The sequence below is a fragment of the Streptomyces sp. NPDC007095 genome, assembly GCF_040634475.1.
Classification (GTDB): domain Bacteria; phylum Actinomycetota; class Actinomycetes; order Streptomycetales; family Streptomycetaceae; genus Streptomyces.
On sequence record NZ_JBEYFS010000023.1, the window covers coordinates 36,231 to 51,936 of the forward strand.

At 69.6% G+C, this 15,706-nt stretch carries 16 protein-coding genes and 3 pseudogenes; 9 read left to right on the forward strand and 10 right to left on the reverse strand.

The window, feature by feature from the left end; all coding sequences use genetic code 11:
- Positions 1-95 precede the first annotated feature (95 nt).
- The gene (locus ABZ656_RS10910; protein WP_360266576.1) at positions 96-1,835 is read right to left on the reverse strand and encodes a hypothetical protein; all 1,740 of its coding nucleotides are present in this window, start codon (positions 1,833-1,835) and stop codon (positions 96-98) included.
- A gap of 142 nt (positions 1,836-1,977) precedes the next feature.
- Between ABZ656_RS10910 and ABZ656_RS10915 the strand changes: the two genes are divergently transcribed.
- Positions 1,978-2,520 (forward strand): GNAT family N-acetyltransferase, encoded by a 543-nt coding sequence (locus ABZ656_RS10915; protein WP_360266646.1) that lies wholly within the window; start codon positions 1,978-1,980, stop codon positions 2,518-2,520.
- Between the two features lie 601 nt (positions 2,521-3,121).
- Here the strand turns inward: ABZ656_RS10915 and ABZ656_RS10920 are convergent.
- Positions 3,122-3,838 carry a helix-turn-helix domain-containing protein gene (locus ABZ656_RS10920; RefSeq protein ID WP_360266579.1) on the reverse strand — a complete coding sequence of 239 codons (717 nt, stop codon included), beginning with the start codon at positions 3,836-3,838 and terminating at the stop codon, positions 3,122-3,124.
- Between the two features lie 125 nt (positions 3,839-3,963).
- On the opposite strand from ABZ656_RS10920, the gene ABZ656_RS10925 reads away from it, so the two are divergent.
- The 3 genes from ABZ656_RS10925 (at position 3,964) to ABZ656_RS10935 (ending at position 6,280) form a co-directional block, all read left to right on the forward strand.
- Positions 3,964-4,698, forward strand: coding sequence for an SDR family oxidoreductase (locus ABZ656_RS10925; protein WP_360266582.1), 735 nt, complete (start codon positions 3,964-3,966; stop codon positions 4,696-4,698).
- Positions 4,699-4,882: 184 nt separating this feature from the next.
- Positions 4,883-5,314, forward strand: coding sequence for a hypothetical protein (locus tag ABZ656_RS10930; RefSeq protein WP_360266585.1), 432 nt, complete (start codon positions 4,883-4,885; stop codon positions 5,312-5,314).
- A 348-nt stretch (positions 5,315-5,662) separates the two neighbouring features.
- Positions 5,663-6,280, forward strand: coding sequence for an NAD(P)-binding domain-containing protein (locus tag ABZ656_RS10935; protein ID WP_360266588.1), 618 nt, complete (start codon positions 5,663-5,665; stop codon positions 6,278-6,280).
- Positions 6,281-6,602: 322 nt separating this feature from the next.
- On the opposite strand, the gene ABZ656_RS10940 is transcribed toward ABZ656_RS10935, so the two are convergent.
- The 4 genes from ABZ656_RS10940 to ABZ656_RS10955 form a co-directional block, all read right to left on the reverse strand.
- Positions 6,603-7,616, reverse strand: coding sequence for a hypothetical protein (locus ABZ656_RS10940; protein ID WP_360266591.1), 1,014 nt, complete (start codon positions 7,614-7,616; stop codon positions 6,603-6,605).
- A gap of 215 nt (positions 7,617-7,831) precedes the next feature.
- The gene (locus ABZ656_RS10945) at positions 7,832-7,993 is read right to left on the reverse strand and encodes a hypothetical protein (protein ID WP_360266594.1); all 162 of its coding nucleotides are present in this window, start codon (positions 7,991-7,993) and stop codon (positions 7,832-7,834) included.
- A gap of 1,091 nt (positions 7,994-9,084) precedes the next feature.
- Complete coding sequence (locus ABZ656_RS10950; protein ID WP_360266597.1) at positions 9,085-9,828, reverse strand: DUF402 domain-containing protein; 744 nt, start codon at positions 9,826-9,828, stop codon at positions 9,085-9,087.
- Positions 9,829-10,194: 366 nt separating this feature from the next.
- Complete coding sequence (locus tag ABZ656_RS10955) at positions 10,195-10,599, reverse strand: actin depolymerization factor/cofilin-like domain-containing protein (protein WP_360266600.1); 405 nt, start codon at positions 10,597-10,599, stop codon at positions 10,195-10,197.
- 58 nt (positions 10,600-10,657) lie between these two features.
- On the opposite strand from ABZ656_RS10955, the gene ABZ656_RS10960 reads away from it, so the two are divergent.
- The 3 genes and pseudogenes from ABZ656_RS10960 to ABZ656_RS10970 form a co-directional block, all read left to right on the forward strand.
- Positions 10,658-10,885 carry a hypothetical protein gene (locus ABZ656_RS10960; RefSeq protein WP_360266603.1) on the forward strand — a complete coding sequence of 76 codons (228 nt, stop codon included), beginning with the start codon at positions 10,658-10,660 and terminating at the stop codon, positions 10,883-10,885.
- 126 nt (positions 10,886-11,011) lie between these two features.
- On the forward strand, positions 11,012-11,212 hold the full coding sequence (locus ABZ656_RS10965) for an FCD domain-containing protein (protein WP_129592197.1): 201 nt from the start codon (positions 11,012-11,014) through the stop codon (positions 11,210-11,212).
- Between the two features lie 90 nt (positions 11,213-11,302).
- Positions 11,303-11,383, forward strand: a pseudogene (locus tag ABZ656_RS10970) (transcriptional regulator); the annotation flags it as partial.
- Positions 11,384-11,553: 170 nt separating this feature from the next.
- On the opposite strand, the pseudogene ABZ656_RS10975 reads toward ABZ656_RS10970, so the two are convergent.
- The 3 genes and pseudogenes from ABZ656_RS10975 to ABZ656_RS10985 form a co-directional block, all read right to left on the reverse strand.
- Positions 11,554-11,804: pseudogene (locus ABZ656_RS10975) on the reverse strand (S-adenosylmethionine--2-demethylmenaquinone methyltransferase); the annotation flags it as partial.
- A gap of 202 nt (positions 11,805-12,006) precedes the next feature.
- Positions 12,007-12,189: pseudogene (locus ABZ656_RS10980) on the reverse strand (oxygenase MpaB family protein); the annotation flags it as partial.
- A 47-nt stretch (positions 12,190-12,236) separates the two neighbouring features.
- A complete protein-coding gene (locus ABZ656_RS10985; RefSeq protein WP_360266606.1) occupies positions 12,237-12,662 on the reverse strand; it encodes a hypothetical protein in 426 nt (141 codons plus the stop codon).
- Between the two features lie 339 nt (positions 12,663-13,001).
- Here ABZ656_RS10985 and ABZ656_RS10990 point away from each other — a divergent pair, with 339 nt between their 5' ends.
- Both ABZ656_RS10990 and ABZ656_RS10995 read left to right on the forward strand, forming a co-directional pair.
- Positions 13,002-13,955 carry an alpha/beta fold hydrolase gene (locus ABZ656_RS10990; RefSeq protein ID WP_101402786.1) on the forward strand — a complete coding sequence of 318 codons (954 nt, stop codon included), beginning with the start codon at positions 13,002-13,004 and terminating at the stop codon, positions 13,953-13,955.
- Positions 13,952-14,806 (forward strand): alpha/beta hydrolase, encoded by an 855-nt coding sequence (locus ABZ656_RS10995; protein WP_101402785.1) that lies wholly within the window; start codon positions 13,952-13,954, stop codon positions 14,804-14,806. Before ABZ656_RS10990 ends, ABZ656_RS10995 begins: the two co-directional genes overlap by 4 nt.
- Positions 14,807-14,845: 39 nt before the next feature.
- On the opposite strand, the gene ABZ656_RS11000 is transcribed toward ABZ656_RS10995, so the two are convergent.
- The gene (locus ABZ656_RS11000) at positions 14,846-15,604 is read right to left on the reverse strand and encodes a peptidoglycan-binding protein (RefSeq protein WP_101402784.1); all 759 of its coding nucleotides are present in this window, start codon (positions 15,602-15,604) and stop codon (positions 14,846-14,848) included.
- Between the last annotated feature and the right edge of the window lie 102 nt (positions 15,605-15,706).

Sequence of the window (15,706 nt, forward strand, 5' to 3'; positions counted from 1 at the left end):
TTGAAGCCTCAGTAAGGTCCGGCAGGAGCGGCCTGCGCATGACACGCTCCGGAGACACCCACCCATAGAGCCCTCTGTCCTCGGCACTCGTCTTCTCATCCCTCCAGGTCAGCCGCCAACTCCGTCCTCCAGTGGGCGGACATCCGCCGACTCAGGATCGTCGCGGCAGCCGTCGGCGCCCCCGCATGGACGAACTCGCGCAGTGCGCGGGCCGCCTCCACGCGCAGGACCCACGCGCTGAAATCGGACTGCGTCACGGGGCCGTTGTCGTCGCGCCAGGCGCGCTGCCCGCTGACCATCTGCCGGGCCGCCCATGCCTCGGCGGTGAGTGTGCGGATACGCGCGTCCAGGGGGCTGTCCGGGGTGAGGTCGACCGTCTCGCCGCGGGCGGTGCGGGCCAGCGCGTCGCTCACCTCGTCGTACATGTCGAACCGGGTCTCCGCCGCCAGTCGCCCCAACTGAGCGACCATCGCCGTACGCAGTCGGGCAGGCGGTGTCCGTTCGATCAGTGCGGCCAGGTCGAAGTTCCGGACCTGGCCGACGTACCGGTTCGCGGCCCGGTCGACGTCCTCCAGCACGGGCAGGAGCAGTGCGCTCGTCAGTTCCGCGTCGGTGTCGTCGTCCGGCCGGTACGTGATGCCGAACTCCCCCTCCAGTTCGGCCAGGAAGCGGGCGTACGCGGCCCTCGACCCGGGCCAGGAGTCACCGCCGCCCTCGCGCGGCGACAGGACATGACGCACGCCCTCCGGCCCCGGTACGCCGTCCTCGGCGACCGTGACCTGGACCTCGGGCCCCCGTCTGGTCAGGGCGACCGCGCGTGTGCCCGAGGACACCCTGCGCAGCACCTCCGGGCGGGTGAACTGGGCGGCACCACCCTCCTGGGTCGCGTAGGCCCATCCGCCGACGCTGCCCGCGCGGACCATCGGACGGTACGCCGCCCACGGCAAGTCCGCCGATTTCTGGGCCCGGGCGCGTGTGCGCGGGTGGACGGTGTCGGGGATCGCGCCCAACCTGCGCAGTAGTTCGGCCGGGGTGAGGTGCTCCGCGAAGACGACGTCGGGCTGGGTCGGCGGGGGCGGTGGAGGGGTCCTGTGCCGGACCATGGCCAGGTACACGCCGTCCGACTGGCCCACCGGAACGAAGAGCGGCTCCGAGGGAACCGGTGGCTCCGGATCCGGTTCGGCGGACTCGGCGGCCAGCGCGAGCGGGGAGACCGGGTCGGGGACTGCGGTCGTCTCGTCCTCCCACAGCAGGGCACCCTCGTACGCCAGCGGTGTCCGGCCGTCGAACGGGCGGCCCCTTTCCAGGGCGTCCGCGAGGTCGGCCAGTGCGTGGCGCAGGGACGCCCACCCCGTGAAGGTGGGAATGTCCTCGTCGAAGTAATGGCCGAGGCGGCCCCAGTTGCGGCCGGGGTGGCAGGAGAGGAACAGGCCGTCGGAGGACTGCCAGCCGATGCCAAGGGTGATGAGCAGCCAGTCGTGATGCCAGTACGTGGCGAGTCCGTCGTCGTCCTCGTCATCCTCGCCGAGGACGTCGTCGTCCGGGACGTCCGCGCTGATACCGCGCAGGAACGAGGTGCTCTTGACGATGTCCGCGGCGCAGGACGGCGGACCGTAGTACGCCAACACGGGTGCCCCCGGCTGGAGTTCCACTCCGTCGTGGCAGCTCAGCGAGGCCACCAGGTCGGAGTGGAAGCGGACCCCGAGCGCGCGCTCGGCTGCCCTGATGGCCGACGGCGACGCCGGCGGGCGCAGCAGGGCATGGCTGACGGGCGCGTGCCGCAGCAGCCACGCGTCGATACGGCCCCACGAGTCCTCAACGGCGGGAATGCTCATGATCGGACCATACGCGCCGCCACTGACAACGGGCCTGGGCAAGGCGCAGGCGGCCTTCCAACGGGGCGTGTCTGCCCTCGCGCAGCGGTGAGAACGCCGCGCCTCATATGATCAGTTGGTGACTGCCTCCGTCGTACTTCAGGTGGCCGCGACGCCGGCCTCTCCCGCTCTCGTTCTTCGCCCTTGGTGCATGCAGGACGTTGCCGCTCTGGTCGAGGCGTGCCGGGATCCCGGATTGCGCCGCTGGACGAGCCATGTCGTGGACAACGATGCTGACGGGGCACGGTGGGTCCAGGCCCAGCAGCGGAGCTGGACAGCGGAAGAGCGGTTCAGCTTCGCCGTCCTTGAGGCACAATCCGGTCCAGTTCGCGAACAGTTGCTGGGCAACGTCGTCCTCAAAGAAGTCGCCCCCGGCAAACCGGCGGCCGAGGTGGGCTACTGGACCGCGGCGCACGCTCGCGGGCGGGGAGTGGCCCCCCGCGCTCTGGAGGCTCTCACGAGCTGGGCCTTCGGCACCTTCGAAGCCGACGGGCTGGAGCGTCTCGAACTCCTGCACCAGGAAGACAACCCGGCGTCGTGCCGGGTTGCGCAGAAGAGCCGGTACGACTTCGACAGCGTCCTGCCCGCGGCGCCACCCTCCTTCCCTCGCGATGGCCACCTGCACATACGGCGCACGGATGCCTGAGGTCGACAGGGATCGGTGCTGGTGCCGGACAGCGGGCCGGCCCGTGCGTGTGCGCAGGGCCGGCTCGTGGCATCAGTGCCGCGTCACTTTGCCTGCTGGTTGATCACTTCGCCTGGGCGAGCCGGACCGCGTCGGGACCGGCCGGGATCACAGCCGGCCTGTCGTGTCGTGCACGGCTCGCCACACCGTCTCGGCGACTTCGCTCTTCATGGTGAACAGGTCCTGGCCCGCGAAGTCGTCCATGGCCTACTTCGCGAACGGTGCGCAGGGCGCCTGGACCAGCTTGTCCAACGACCCGCCGTTCGCCGGCGCTGATGGACTCCCGGCTGCGTGGCGACGGTTGTTCTTTCCGAACTGGCCTTCGCTACTGCCATGGCGCAGGTGGCGGGCGAGGAACTGAAAAGGGCCTTGCTTGGTGCCCAGAGCCGGGGCCTCAGGTCTGCCTCACTCGTGGGCCAGTCTGTTTTGTCTCATGATCTCGGCCCCACGAAGACGTACCGCAATTCAGCGCCGACGGCCGCTTCGCGGTCTTCACGGCGTACAACTCCAGCCTGGTGCACGGCGACACCGACGGCTTCGGTGACGTCTTGAAGCTCTCCGATCACATCTGCTCCGTGATGCGGTCAAGGATGTGGCCCTGGCCAGGGTGCTCGGCAACGGCGCCACGGCCGGAACGCGGGGCGCCACCCCGGCCGGCGTCATCGTCATCCTGGCCGTGCTGCTCGACAGCGCTTGCGCCGGCCGGTACCGCTGCCGTGGGGATGGCGTTGTCGACGAGGACGGCTGCGATGGCGGCGGCGGTGGCGAGGGTCTCGGTGTTGAGGACTCGGCTGCGGGCCGAGGCGCCATCCAGCAGCAGCGCCAGTTGCTCGCCGAGCTGTTCGGGGTTGGTGGCGCCGGCCTCGCGGGCGGTATCGGCGAGCCGGGCGGCAAAGGCTTTCTTGTAGTCGCGAGCCTGCAAGCGTGCCGGGTGGCCCGGGTCGGGGATTTCGACGGCCGCCGCGATGAACGGGCACAGGGGCGCGTGCACGTCGAACGCGGCGAGGAGGCGTTCGCGAGGTGTGAGGTCGGTGCGGTCGAACACTTCGGGCAGGATGTCGGGATCGAATCGGCGTAGGCATTCGGCGATCAGCTCGTCCTTGCCGGCGAAGTGCTGGTAAAGCGTGCGCTTGGACACCTCGGCCACCGCGCAGAGCTGGTCCATGCCGGTGCCGTTGATGCCCTGATCGCGGAACAGTTGTTGTGAAGCGCTGAGGATGCGCTCTCGTGCGCCCCTGCCGCGGCGCAGGCCTCGCGGCCCCTTCTCCAACTCCGTCACACGCCCAGTGTAGCCCAGGTGGGTACCGCTCGGTGTGCATAGCTTGCGCCCGATGCGGCCGACCGGTACGTTAAGCATCCAGATCGGTGTACATAACATCGCCATGGCAATCAGATGGAGTGGTCGTGGGAAAGCTCGATGGCAAGGTTGCGGTGATCACAGGCGCGACAAGTGGTATGGCGCTGGCTGGTGCCAAGTTGTTCGTCGACGAAGGAGCTCACGTCTTCATTTCGGGCCGGCGGAAGGACGCGCTGGACGAAGCCGTCAAGCTGATCGGCCGGAACGTGACCGGCCTGCAGGCCGATTCGGCCGACCTCGACGATCTGGACCGTTTGTTCGAGACGGTCAAGCAGGAAAAGGGCACGGTCGACGTGTTGTGGGCAAGTGCCGGGATGGGCGAGCAGGGCAGGCTCGGCGAGATCACCGAGGAGCAGTTCGATGCCGCCTTCTCGCTGAACGCGCGCGGCACGCTGTTCACGGTTCAGAAGGCGCTGCCGCTGTTCAACGATGGAGGCTCGATCTTCATGACCGGGTCGAACGCTTCGCTCCGGGGCTACCCCGATTGGAGTGTGTACGCAGCGAGCAAGGCCGTGCTGCCCGCCTACGCACGGGTGTGGGTGTCCGAGCTGAGGGACAGGAAGATCCGGGTGAACGTACTGACCCCCGGCCAGGTCGCCACGCCGATTCTGGAGGAGGTGATGGACGCGGAGATGAAGGCGCAGTTCGAGTCCGTGATCCCGCGGCGAGAGATGGGCCGCCCTGAGGAGATCGCGTCGGTCGCGTTGTTCCTCGCCTCGGACGACTCGAGCTACGTCAATGGCATGGAGCTGGTTGTCGACGGCGGCACCACAGTGATCTGAGCGCGGCGCCGGTGGTCGTCAGCGTCGCGCCGCGCGCAGGCCGAACGTCGGCACGGCGGTCTGGCGCGGCGCGGCGACGCGCCGGCGGGTACCCGAACTGGAGCAGGTAGGTGTCGGGCGCCCAGCCGGGCGCGGAGGTCGGGGCCGACTTCGCGTCGCTGTGGTCCTTGCAGTACGACATGGCGTGTCGAAGACCGTGAAGAGATTGCCGTTGACGGTGCAGGATCTGACCACCCAGGCGTCCAACGAGTTCATCACCTCCTACCTGCAGGCGCAGCCCAGGCTCGCAGCGATCCAGGCCGGCTTCGGAGACCGGGCGCTGGGCGCCGCCAACGCGGTACGACAAGCGCATTCGAAGGCGATCGTCGTGAGCGCGAACGGTGACCCGACGGAGTACCAGGAGATGGCCAAGTCGGGAACGCCTCTGAAGATGATCGTCGCTGACGGGCACGAGTTCGTAGCGCGGGCTGCGCTGCATGAAGGCATCTGCCCGGACTGCTCCGCCCGGCTGGACCCGCGAGCGGTACCACCCGGCACCGGCTGGTGCGAGCGGTGCTCGGCATTCTGGTCGCTCAGCCCAAAGTCACAGATGAAATGGAGACCCGGCGAACGGTAAGCCCAGAGTGGCCTGTCCTGCTCGCTGCTCAGATCAAGGCTCACGACCGGGCCGTTGCCGAAAGTGCTCGGCTGGCTGCTGAGCTTCGAGCTGCGACGGCAACAGCTCTCAGATCGGTCGTCGCAGAGTCGAATCGGCAGCTCGACGCAATGGGCGAATCGAAGACTCAGGCAGGTCAGGCGTACCGCGATGGCTTCGGGGCGGCCATGGCCTTCGTTGCGGTAAGAGTGTCAACAACGTCATGAACTACAACACCTAGGCGTGGGGCGAACCTTCGACGCACCGGCCTCTCACGCCGGCAAGGCCCTCACGACCAACTAATCCAGACACCACGAAGGAGCACACGTCATGACCACCATCAGCATAATCGGCTCGGGCAACATGGCCACCGCCATCGGCACCCGGGCGGCGAAGCACGGCCACACCATCGAGCTCATGAGCCGCAACACCGCCAAGGCTCAGGCACTTGCCGACCAGATCGGCAACGGAGCCACCGTGGGCACGTTCGGGGCAAGGCCGGCGGGTGACATCGTCATCGTCGCCGTCCTGTACACCGGCGTGGTTGAAGTGGTCGCGCACTACGGCGATGCGCTGTCCGGCAAGATCCTCGTCGACATCACCAATCCGTTCAACGCCGACGTCACCGGACTCGTGACTACCGCGGGCGACTCGGTGTCCCAGCAGATTGCCGCCGCCGCCCCCGAGGGCACACACGTCGTGAAGGCATTCAATTCGATCTTGCGCGGCGTCCTTGCTGAAGACAAGCCCTTGGACGTGTTTTTCGCCGGCGACAGCGCCGAGGCGAAGGCACGCGTCGCGACGTTTCTGGAGAGCTTGGACATGCGGCCCCTCGACGCAGGAGGGCTCGAAATGGCTTACGTCCTTGAATGGGCCGGCATCCTCCTGGTGGGCCTGGCACGCAACGGCGCCGGCTTCGAGATCGCCTTGGGCGCCGAAGTCCTCTGAAGATTCTCTCCAGGAGAGAACATGGCCACGATGGTATTCATCAACCGGCTCCAGCGGGCGGACGGTAAGCGCGACGCTCTGATCGGCCTCCTACGCGAGTTCGCCGACTCGATCAACGCCGACCCGGAATGCCTTCCTTGAGGGGCATCAAACTCTGGCCAGCGGAACGACCACTTCGCGAACACGGCTTCGGCTTCGGCTTCAGTTTCGGTCAGCCTGGTCATGATTTCTCCTGATTAATCGATGAGGTTCTGTATCGATTGCCTGACCTTGCCACGGGTTTGCGCAGGCGCCGGTACCAGGCAGGTGGTGCGCTGGTGTGTCAGTTGTCAGGGCTGAAGTCGCCGCCGATCGCGGCTGCGATCTTGTCGGCTCCCGTCAGTGCGGTGAGCGTGGTCACCGGGGTGCTGCTGTCGGTGGTGGTGCCGTTGCCGAGCTGGCCGGAACCGTTGGAGCCCCAGGAGCGGACCGTGTTGTCGCCGAGCAGAACAAGGGTGTGTTCCCGGCCTCCGTTCACCAGCTGAACACCGGTCAGGCCCGGCACGGGCACAGGGGTGTTCCGCTGGTCGGTGGCGCCGTCACCGAGCTGGCCCGAGGTGTTCTGGCCCCAGGTATGGAGGGTGCTGTCGGTGCCGGTGACGGCCACGCTGTGGTTGCAGCCGGCCGCGATCCACGAGACCTCGCCGGACCAGGCGTCCTGGGTCTTGACAGGGGTGTAGCGGTTGGTGGAGCTGTCGTCGCCGAGCTGGCCGGTGGCGTTGTGGCCCCAGGCCATCACGACGCCGCCGTTGCCTGGGCCGCCGACCAGGGCGAGGTTGTGGTCGGCTCCGGCGGCGATCAGGGTGACGCCGGTCAGATCGCTCACCTGAGCGGCGACGTTCCTGCTGGCGGTGGTGCCGTCGCCGAGCTGGCCGTTGTCGTTGTGGCCCCAGGCCCAGACGGTGCCGTCTTCGCGGAGTGCCAGGCTGTGGTTCAGGCCGGCGGCGATCGCGATCACCTTGTTGAGTCCTTCGACTCGGACCGGGACACTGCTGTCCGCGTTGGTGCCGTTGCCGAGCTGTCCGTAGTTGTCGCGTCCCCAGGCGACGACGGTGTGGTCGGACAGCAGGGCCAGGCTGTGCGTCCCGCCTGCGGCGATGTCGGTGGCGTCGGCGAGGTTGACGACCTGGCCGGGCGCGTTGTGGCTGAACACGGTGCCGTCGCCGAGCCGGCCCGAGCCGTTGGCACCCCAGGACTGCACCGTGCGGTCGGTCAGCAGCGCCAGCCCGTGACCGGTGGCCGAGCCCCTGCAGCCTGCGGCGATCTTCACCACTTCGGCGCTGGTCAGCCCGAGCACGGTGGTGGCGGTGGTGCGGAAGTCGGTTCAGGTTCCGTCACCGAGCTGCCCGGCGCGGTTGTTGCCCCATGCCTTCAGCCGCTTCTCAGCCATGTGATGCCATCCTTCGAATCGAGGAGAGAGGAGCGGGCTGGAGGCCGGCGACGCGGACACGACCGATCTCCGGTTCGTCTCGAGCTCGACTCGCAAATTCACTGCTTGCAATCAACTGATCACTACGGGGAGTTGCCTTGTGGACGGCAACTCCCGTCGCTCGGCACATTCACGAAGTACGTGGGCCCGCCGGTACGGATCAGCACGACACGGCACTGCGGCGATCCGCCCGACAGTGCCCAGCGGTTCTCCAGATGGTGCAGTTGAGGTTGAAGATCCGTCACGCGGACACGATCGAGGCGGCCGTGGTCGGGTGCACCGGCACCGCCCGGCATTTGAAGGCCCTCCCCGTACGGCTGTCCGACGGACGCGTCGCGCTGTCCCAGCGCCTGACCACGGTGCTCGCGGCCGCCGTCTCCACGCGCCTGGTCCCCCAGCCCGGGCGCGTCCGTGAAGGCCGGCGACTCCTACACGCCCGCCGGTGGCGACGTCGTGGTGGAGGTTATGGCGGGCACGACCCGGCACGCAGTCGTCACTGTGGTCCGACTCCGCTGAAGGCGTCAGGTAGTAGCCGGTGGTCCGTTGCTTGCCCTGTTGAGTCAGGGACGTCGCGTGGAAGTAGCCGACATAGATCGAATATCGAAGCCCGGGCCGCCGCCGGTCGTGCAACTGCGCGGTTGGCTCCGTCCGCGCGACCTGGTGGACAGAGCCGGCTGCCGCGACCGCGTGCCAGCGCGGTCGCTCAACAACGAACCTTCCCGCGCCCTTGCGGGCAGTTCAGCGCGGCTGACCCGGTCGTCGGTGCCGTCCTTCGGGCGGAGACACTCGGAACATCGCCCGCCGTAGCCGACCGGGTAGCAGGGCCCGGCCCGCCATGACCAGCCCGACGCCCAGCATGGCACCCCCGCCGGCGACGCAGCCGGAAGACAGCCAGCCGATCTTCTGCCCACCGGCCCAGCCCCCACGCTCGCGGCACCAAGGAATCCCAGCATGCACACGACACTGATCAGGGCATGCCACCAAAGAGAAAGCACCGGCTCACCCCTGAACGTACCGCGAACGGGACCTCTTCGCAGCGGCCCCTGCCTGTTCACGACGCGCTGCCCAGCGTCGACGCAACCAGTCACCGGTCTCCCCGATTCCGACCAGGAACGCGGAGGATGCGGCGCATGCGGTGAAAGAAGCCGCCTGGTCAACGGCCTGCCCAAGGAGCCACAAAGCAAGGGCGACCTGGGTCACTCGCATTCGCTGTGGTCGAACCAGCTAGCATGCCGACCAGCGCACCGACCGGAACTGAGCCGCTGCGTCACAGTGGGCAAATCCGAGACAGCCCGGCCGAATTCTGGTGGTCCAGCGATCAGTTTCGAGGGGGGTCCTACCTTCGGTGCGCCTTTCGGTCCCCCACCGGAGGCAAACCCTCCAGCCCACGGCCCGGCACCAACTCGTCCAGCGGGCACTGGAGCAGGCGGGGAGGCGGCCAGGCGGCGTCCCAGCGCCAGGCCGCCCACCGGTCGGCATCCGCGAACGGCCCCGCCCGGTCCTCCAGCAGGACGAGTACCTGGGTGCGGGCGAGCTCCACCGCCTGGTGCACGGTGTCGGAAACGATGCCCAGGCGACGCGCGTGGGCGTACTCGTCCACGTCTTTCCACTCGATCGTGGTCAGGTCGGGGTCGATGACGAGGTCCACGGCCAGGTCGAAGGTGTCGAACCCGTCCGGGGTGCGGGCTGTGGGGTGTTCGAAGTGCACGTACCAGTTCCGCAGCCGACGCCCCTGCCTGTCGGGGACATAGAAGGCGTTGACACTGAACCAGGCGGCGGGCGGCTTCCACAGCAGCAACTCCGTGTCCTGCCACAGCCCCGGGACGAGCTCCCACTCCCCCGTCGCCATCGCGTCGAACGCCTCCATGCGCACCGAACGGTCGCCGTCGCTACGGGCCTTTGCGTACAGAGACGGCCACAGCGCCTGGGCACCCGGGCGGCACGCGGCTATCAGCGCCACGTCGGTGTCCTCGATGACCCGCAGCGCCTGCGCGCTCCACACCCGGCCGCGGTAGACGTCCCGACGCACGACCGTCTCCCCGACACCGAACACCCGCACCTGGACACCTCGTTCCCCCACCCCGACATCCCGCGCCGGCCAGGCTCACAGAAAGTCATGCCCAGCTGCACCCCGATTTAGCGTCCTCACGGTTCGGGGTAGCGCTCGCGCCTGCGGGACGGATCACCGACACCGATCTCATACCGGGGTGCGATCCTCCTGGGTGGCCGGGCTGGCTCGAGTGGGCCGCCGATCGGTGGCCGTCTTTCACGTGACTCTCCGGCCCAACCCTGATGCGGCCCCGCCCGGGAGCGTGGTCGTCCGGCCACTCGCATGCTGAGATCGCCGAGCCCTCGTGCGGGCGTCCGGCAGTCGGTGGGTCGGCGCGCGAGCCGGCCACCGGTCAACGATGGCGCGCCCTGATCACCGCCAAGGCGGAGGGATGGGTCAACAGGCCCGGGATACGAGCGCCTTGTACTCCATGTCGGACAGGTCTGTGGCCTGCACGAAGACCTGGACACCGTCGAGCAGGTTCCGCAGTGTGCTGTAGCCGGAGGAGTGCGCGTTCCTCTCCTCGGCCCTCGCCCCCGCCGGGCACCAGGAGATCAGCACGATCTTCTCCTGACGGGTCCCGTCCGCTGTCGCGAAGAGCAGGTCGTGGACAACGTACCGGGGCTCGTCGGCCGGCAGGGCCTTCAGCAGTTCGTCGTGTGTCAGGTTCCCCTTGGAGTCGGGAATGACGGTCTCCAGGCTGTCGCTGAGCCGGAAGATCACTGTGTTGATGTCCCGCCTGCTTTTCAGCTCCTGGAAGGCGCCGACACAGCTGTCGTCCACTGGGATACCACCGGTCACGACGAGTCCTTCTGGTCATTGGGAGAGCAGGCCGATCGGCTCAACGAACCGGCTCCCCGTGAGGTTCTGGGCCGCTGGCCCTGAGCACCTGTTCTGGCTGACCACGGCGTACTGGTCGGGCGGTCACGGCGCGGAGACGGAGGACGGCTTCGGCGCCGTGAAGACCCCAGCGGGTGCCGGTGACATGGCCGCCTTCGCGGCGGTGATCCAGACGCCCGGCGTCAGCCGCTGCTTCGGCCGTACGCCCCTGGGCCGCCCGGCGCATACCGCGCCGGGCGGCGACTGAGCGAGGACCCGGCCCTCGGTCTCAGCCCTTGCCGAAGTGCGCCGCCGGAAAGGCGCCCGCCGCCCTGAGGGCTCGCGTGAAGCCGCCGGCCAGCTCGGCTAGGCGCGCGGTGGCGGCAGGGCCGAGGTGGGCGTACGGGGGTACCGGCGGTGGAGCCGGCCCACACCGGCAGACGCGCACCGCTGGACCGACCAGGCGGTCCACAAAGAACACCGCGACCTGCTCGACGCTGTCATGGCCCGCGACAGTGAGCGGGCCGACGCCGTCCTGCGCCGTCTGATCGGCTCCACGTCAGACATGGTCCTGGACACCGAGCCGCACGCGTGATTCCCGGCTGAGGATCGTGACGAGGTGGAGTGCGCCCTGGTGGGCGATCCTCTTTCCCGGACTCCAGCAACGTGCCGATGAGCAGCCGAACCGCGGGCCGCGGCAACCGTAACGTCCGCGACCTGCGAGGTACTCGCCTGGAACGATCTGGCGGCAGCCCTGATGGAGGACTCCCGGCCTGGTCGGCCTTCCACTTCCGGGACACCCTCCCCCTCAGCGACGTCATCGACGCGGGTTTGGCCGGGCTTCGTGCCGGTCCCCGGGTGAAGCTCCTGATCGATCAGACCTCCTGACGCACGCATCACCGGCGTCACCCGGTATCGCCCTGTGCAATGTCGCTGGTCCTCGATCACCAGCCCCTTCGCCGCAAGAAGCGGCGCGAGATTGCAGATGTCGACGGCCGTCCTGCCCGCCCGATACGCGGCGATGCACCCCGCCTCGGCGTCGACCCGCTCCTGTGAGAGGCGACCGCCTCGGCGGCGTCCTCACGGCGGACGACGACCACACCGTCGGCGTCGGCCCGCATCACATCGCCGGGGCGGACGAGCACTCCCCCGGCCGTGACTGGTTCGCACATCAGTCCGACGGTCTCCGATCGGGGCCGTCGGTGACGTCGGTGACGTCGGTGACGTCGGTGGTCCAGGTGGTGGGGAACGGGGGGACGGGTACGTGCAGGCGCAACGGCGAGATCCGCGAAAAGGGGTGGTCGGTTCGGTCGCCGTCGCCGGCCGGCAGGCAGGCAGGCGGTCATCTGTCCGATGCCCTCGCCCGGTGGCTGGCCGCTCCTCGGTCAACAGCCGCTCCCAGCGCTCGTCGAAGAACTTCGAGTGCTCCTCCACCCCGGCGCCGAGACCGGGGTGCATGTTCTGCATCGACCCGGCCCACAGGCCCACCAGCATGCCTCGCCAGTCGCTGAAGTAGCGCCAGGCCAGTGCCGAGGGGCCGAGCGGTTCGGACGCCGACCGGCCTCTGTCCATGGAGCGTCATCCAACCAGCTCGGCCGACTGGACGAAGGGCGGCTCCGTCAGCGCCGGTTTCGCCGCGCCGAGTGCGGCCAGGAACGTACAGCCTGCACCGCGCACAGGACCGCCATGGGGAGTTCCACGCCGAGGGCCATGGCGGCGGCCGTGGCGAGTTCGGTACCGGGCGCCGCGGTCGTCACGTCGAACCAGGCGTCGGCGACCAGGAGTACGGCGGTCGCGGTGGCCGTGAGGCAGCCGCGCGGGTCCCGGCGGAGCATGAGGAGGCCGGTGGCGGCCAGACCCAGTGCCTCGAGTACGTCGAGTCCTATCCATGTGGCGGACTCGGCGGCGGGCAGAGAGTTCGCCAGCACCAGAAGCCAGGGCAGCATCGCGACACCTGCGCAGAGGAGCACGACGGCGAGCGGCCGCGTGCCGTCGGGATCCGGCACCTGCCTGTCCTGGGCGGCGTCGCTGTGGGCGGTGGCCATCTTCGCCGGCTCCCTTCGTGGCTGGACGGATCATGAATCCCTCCGCTTCGATCCCCGCGCTTCGATCCCCGCGCTTCGATCCCCGCGCTTCGATCCCCGCGCTTCGATCTCCCGCTTCCTCAATGGCCACGGTAGAAGCCCGTGGGCGCGAAGCCGTCGTACCCAGGGAGTCATTCCGGGGAGTCCATGTGCCACCGCGGTACTACAGCGCCCCGCGGAGGTCTGCTCCCGGTGGGAAGTCCAAAGGAGGGTCGCGGCGATGTCACACCGGGGTCCTCATGAGCCCTCTTGGATGCAGACGCTCGGCAAAGACGCGGCAGACGCACACGGGAGGCCCTGATGAAAGACGTGACCGATCCGGTGTCCGGGGAGCGGGAGAAGGTCCGTTTCAGCAGTGGCGGCAGCGAGTGTGCCGCCTGGCACTATCCGGGGACCGACGGCTCCTGTGTGATCATGGCGGGCGGGTTCGCCGTGACGAAGGAACCGGGCACCGACCTGTTCGCGCGACGGTTCCAGGACGCCGGGTTCGGCGTGCTGGCCTTCGACTGTCGCGGATTCGGCGAGAGCGGTGGGCGACCGCGCCAAGTCGCCTCCGTCAGCGGGCAGTTGACGGACTGGCAAGCCGCCGTCGCGTTCGCCGCGACCCTGCCGGGAGTCGACCGGAGCAGGCTGGCGCTCTGGGGGTTCTCCGCATCCGCCGGTCACCTCCTGCGGGTCGCGGCGCGCACCCCGCACCTCGCCGCGGTGATCGCCCAGACGCCGAACGTCGGGGGTCCGGCCGCCGCACGCCTGGCGGCGCGCCACCAGAAGCCACTCGCCCTGCTGCGCCTGTTCGGCAGGGGTGTCCTCGACGCGGCCGGCGGCCTCCTCGGCCGTCCGCCCCTGCTGGTGCCGCTCGGCGGCGAGCCCGGCACCGTCGCCGTCCTCACCACCCCGGACACGGCCGACGTCCCGCGCGCGCTCAATCCCGGCAACCGGTATCCGGACTGGCGGCAGGAGGTCGCGGCCCGCTCGGCGCTCGGCCTCGGGTTCTACCGTCCCGGCCGTGACGCCCCGCGCGTACGGTGTCCGCTGCTCGTCGTCGTATGCGAGCAGGACCAGTCCGCTTCGCCCACGGCGGCCGTGCACGCGACGCGGCGGGCGCCCCGCGCGGAGCTGGTCCGGCTGCCCGGCGGGCACTACGCGCCGTTCCTGGACGCGCACGAACGGGCCGTCGACGTCGAGTTGTCGTTCCTGCGCCGACATGTGCTCGATTCCCCGGTGGCCTCCGTCGCCTCCGTGGAGCGCCGATGACGACGGGAGAGATCGAGCTGTCGGCGGGGACGGTCGCGTACCGGGACACCGGTGGCGACGGTCCGGTGCTGGTGCTGCTGCACGGGCTGATGATGGACTCCTCGCTGTGGGACGAGACGATCTCCGAGCTCGCCGCCGACCATCGGTGCGTGGCGCCGACCCTGCCGCTCGGGGCGCATCGGCACGGAATGCGGGCCGACGCCGACCTGTCGCTGCCGGGGGTGGCCCGGCTGGTCGCGGAGTTCCTCGTCCGCCTCGATCTGCGGGACGTCGTCCTGGTCGGCAATGACACCGGCGGTGCGCTCGTCCAGCTCATGATGGGCGACGGTGCGGCACGGGTGGCGGGGGTGGTGCTCGTGTCGTGCGACGCCTTCGACAACTTCCCGCCCGGGCTGACGGGCCGGACGCTCGTCCTCAGCGGCAGGCTCCCGCCTCGGCTGTTCGGGATGTTCATGCAACAGATGCGGCTGCGGCCGCTGCGCCGCATGCCGGTCGCCTTCGGGTGGCTGACCCTCCGGGGAGACGCCGCCACCGCGCGGTGGATCAGGCCGGTCCTCGAACGGCCGGAGATCCGCCGCGACGCCGTGCGCACGCTGCGCGCGGCGGCGGCGGACACCGGTCTGCTGCTCGCCGCGGCCGAACGGCTGCCGGGCTTCGACCGCCCCGCCCTCGTCGTCTGGGCGCGCGGCGACCGCGTGATGCCGCCCGAGCACGGCCGGCGCCTCGCCGCGCTGCTGCCGCAGGGACGGCTGGTCGAGATCGACGACAGCTACACCCTGGTACCCCTGGACCGGCCGACGGAACTCGCCCGGGGAATAAGGGAGTTCACCCGGTCGGTCGCGGCCATCTGACGTTCCTGGCGCGCTCGGCAGCCGTGCGGCCGTACGGGGTCACAGCGTCGTACGGGATTCGAGGTCGGCGCGGGTGTCGTTGCCGTAGACACCCGTCTCGTCGCCCCGGATCCCGTACCAGAGCTGGAAGCGCGCGACCGCGGCCGTGAGCGTGGCGTCGTAGGTGCCGTTCGTGGAGCCGTGGTCGTAGACGTTCGGGATCCGGAGCAGCCGTTGCTGCAGGTCCTTGACCGCGGGGCCGCTGTCCCCCTCGCGGAGGGTGCCCGCTCCGTCCGGGTCGGCGCTCGCGGACGGGACCTGGGCGGCGGCCGTCGTGGGTGTGCCGGTCGGGGCCCGCCCGGCCTGTGCTCCGGCCTCCTGCTCACCGCCGGGCAGCAGGAGCGCGAGGGCGAAGCCGACGAGGGCAGCCCCCGTGACCCCGATGACGACGGCCGCGCGGCGCTGCCCGGTGCCCCACCTGGCCGTCCGCTCGCCCGCGGGCCCGCGCCCGTGGCGGACGCCGGGAGTGACGGAGGGCCCGCGTGCCGCTACCGGTCTCGCGCCCCGGGTGTAGTCCTCGCCCACCAGGACGGGTGGCAGTACCTCGGTCGCGTCCTCGGCCACCGGCGGCATGACAGCGCCCGTCGTGGCCGGTACGGCGATGACCTCGTAGTTCTCGTCCGGGTCGGGCCCGTTCTGCTCCTCGCGCACCTCCTTCAGAAGCTGCGCGAGTGCCTCCGTCCGGCGGCGCCGCTGAACATAGGTGGGTTCGATCGCCCGTCGCCCCCCGGGCTGCCCTGGTTCGGGCGGTGTCGGCACACTGCTCTCCTTCCGTGCACGCGGTTTCACGCCATCCCGTGGAGTGATACGCGGCCACCGGCCCCGGGGTTCAACGGCGCCCCAGGCCCCCGAGCCCACGTG

Coding starts and splice junctions, on each gene's coding strand:
- ABZ656_RS10910 (WP_360266576.1), bottom strand. CDS start 1,835: ATGAGCATTCCCGCCGTTGAGGACTCGTGGGGCCGTATCGACGCGTGG.
- ABZ656_RS10935 (WP_360266588.1), top strand. CDS start 5,663: ATGACCACCATCAGCATAATCGGCTCGGGCAACATGGCCACCGCCATC.
- ABZ656_RS10985 (WP_360266606.1), bottom strand. CDS start 12,662: ATGGCCACCGCCCACAGCGACGCCGCCCAGGACAGGCAGGTGCCGGAT.
- ABZ656_RS10990 (WP_101402786.1), top strand. CDS start 13,002: ATGAAAGACGTGACCGATCCGGTGTCCGGGGAGCGGGAGAAGGTCCGT.
- ABZ656_RS10995 (WP_101402785.1), top strand. CDS start 13,952: ATGACGACGGGAGAGATCGAGCTGTCGGCGGGGACGGTCGCGTACCGG.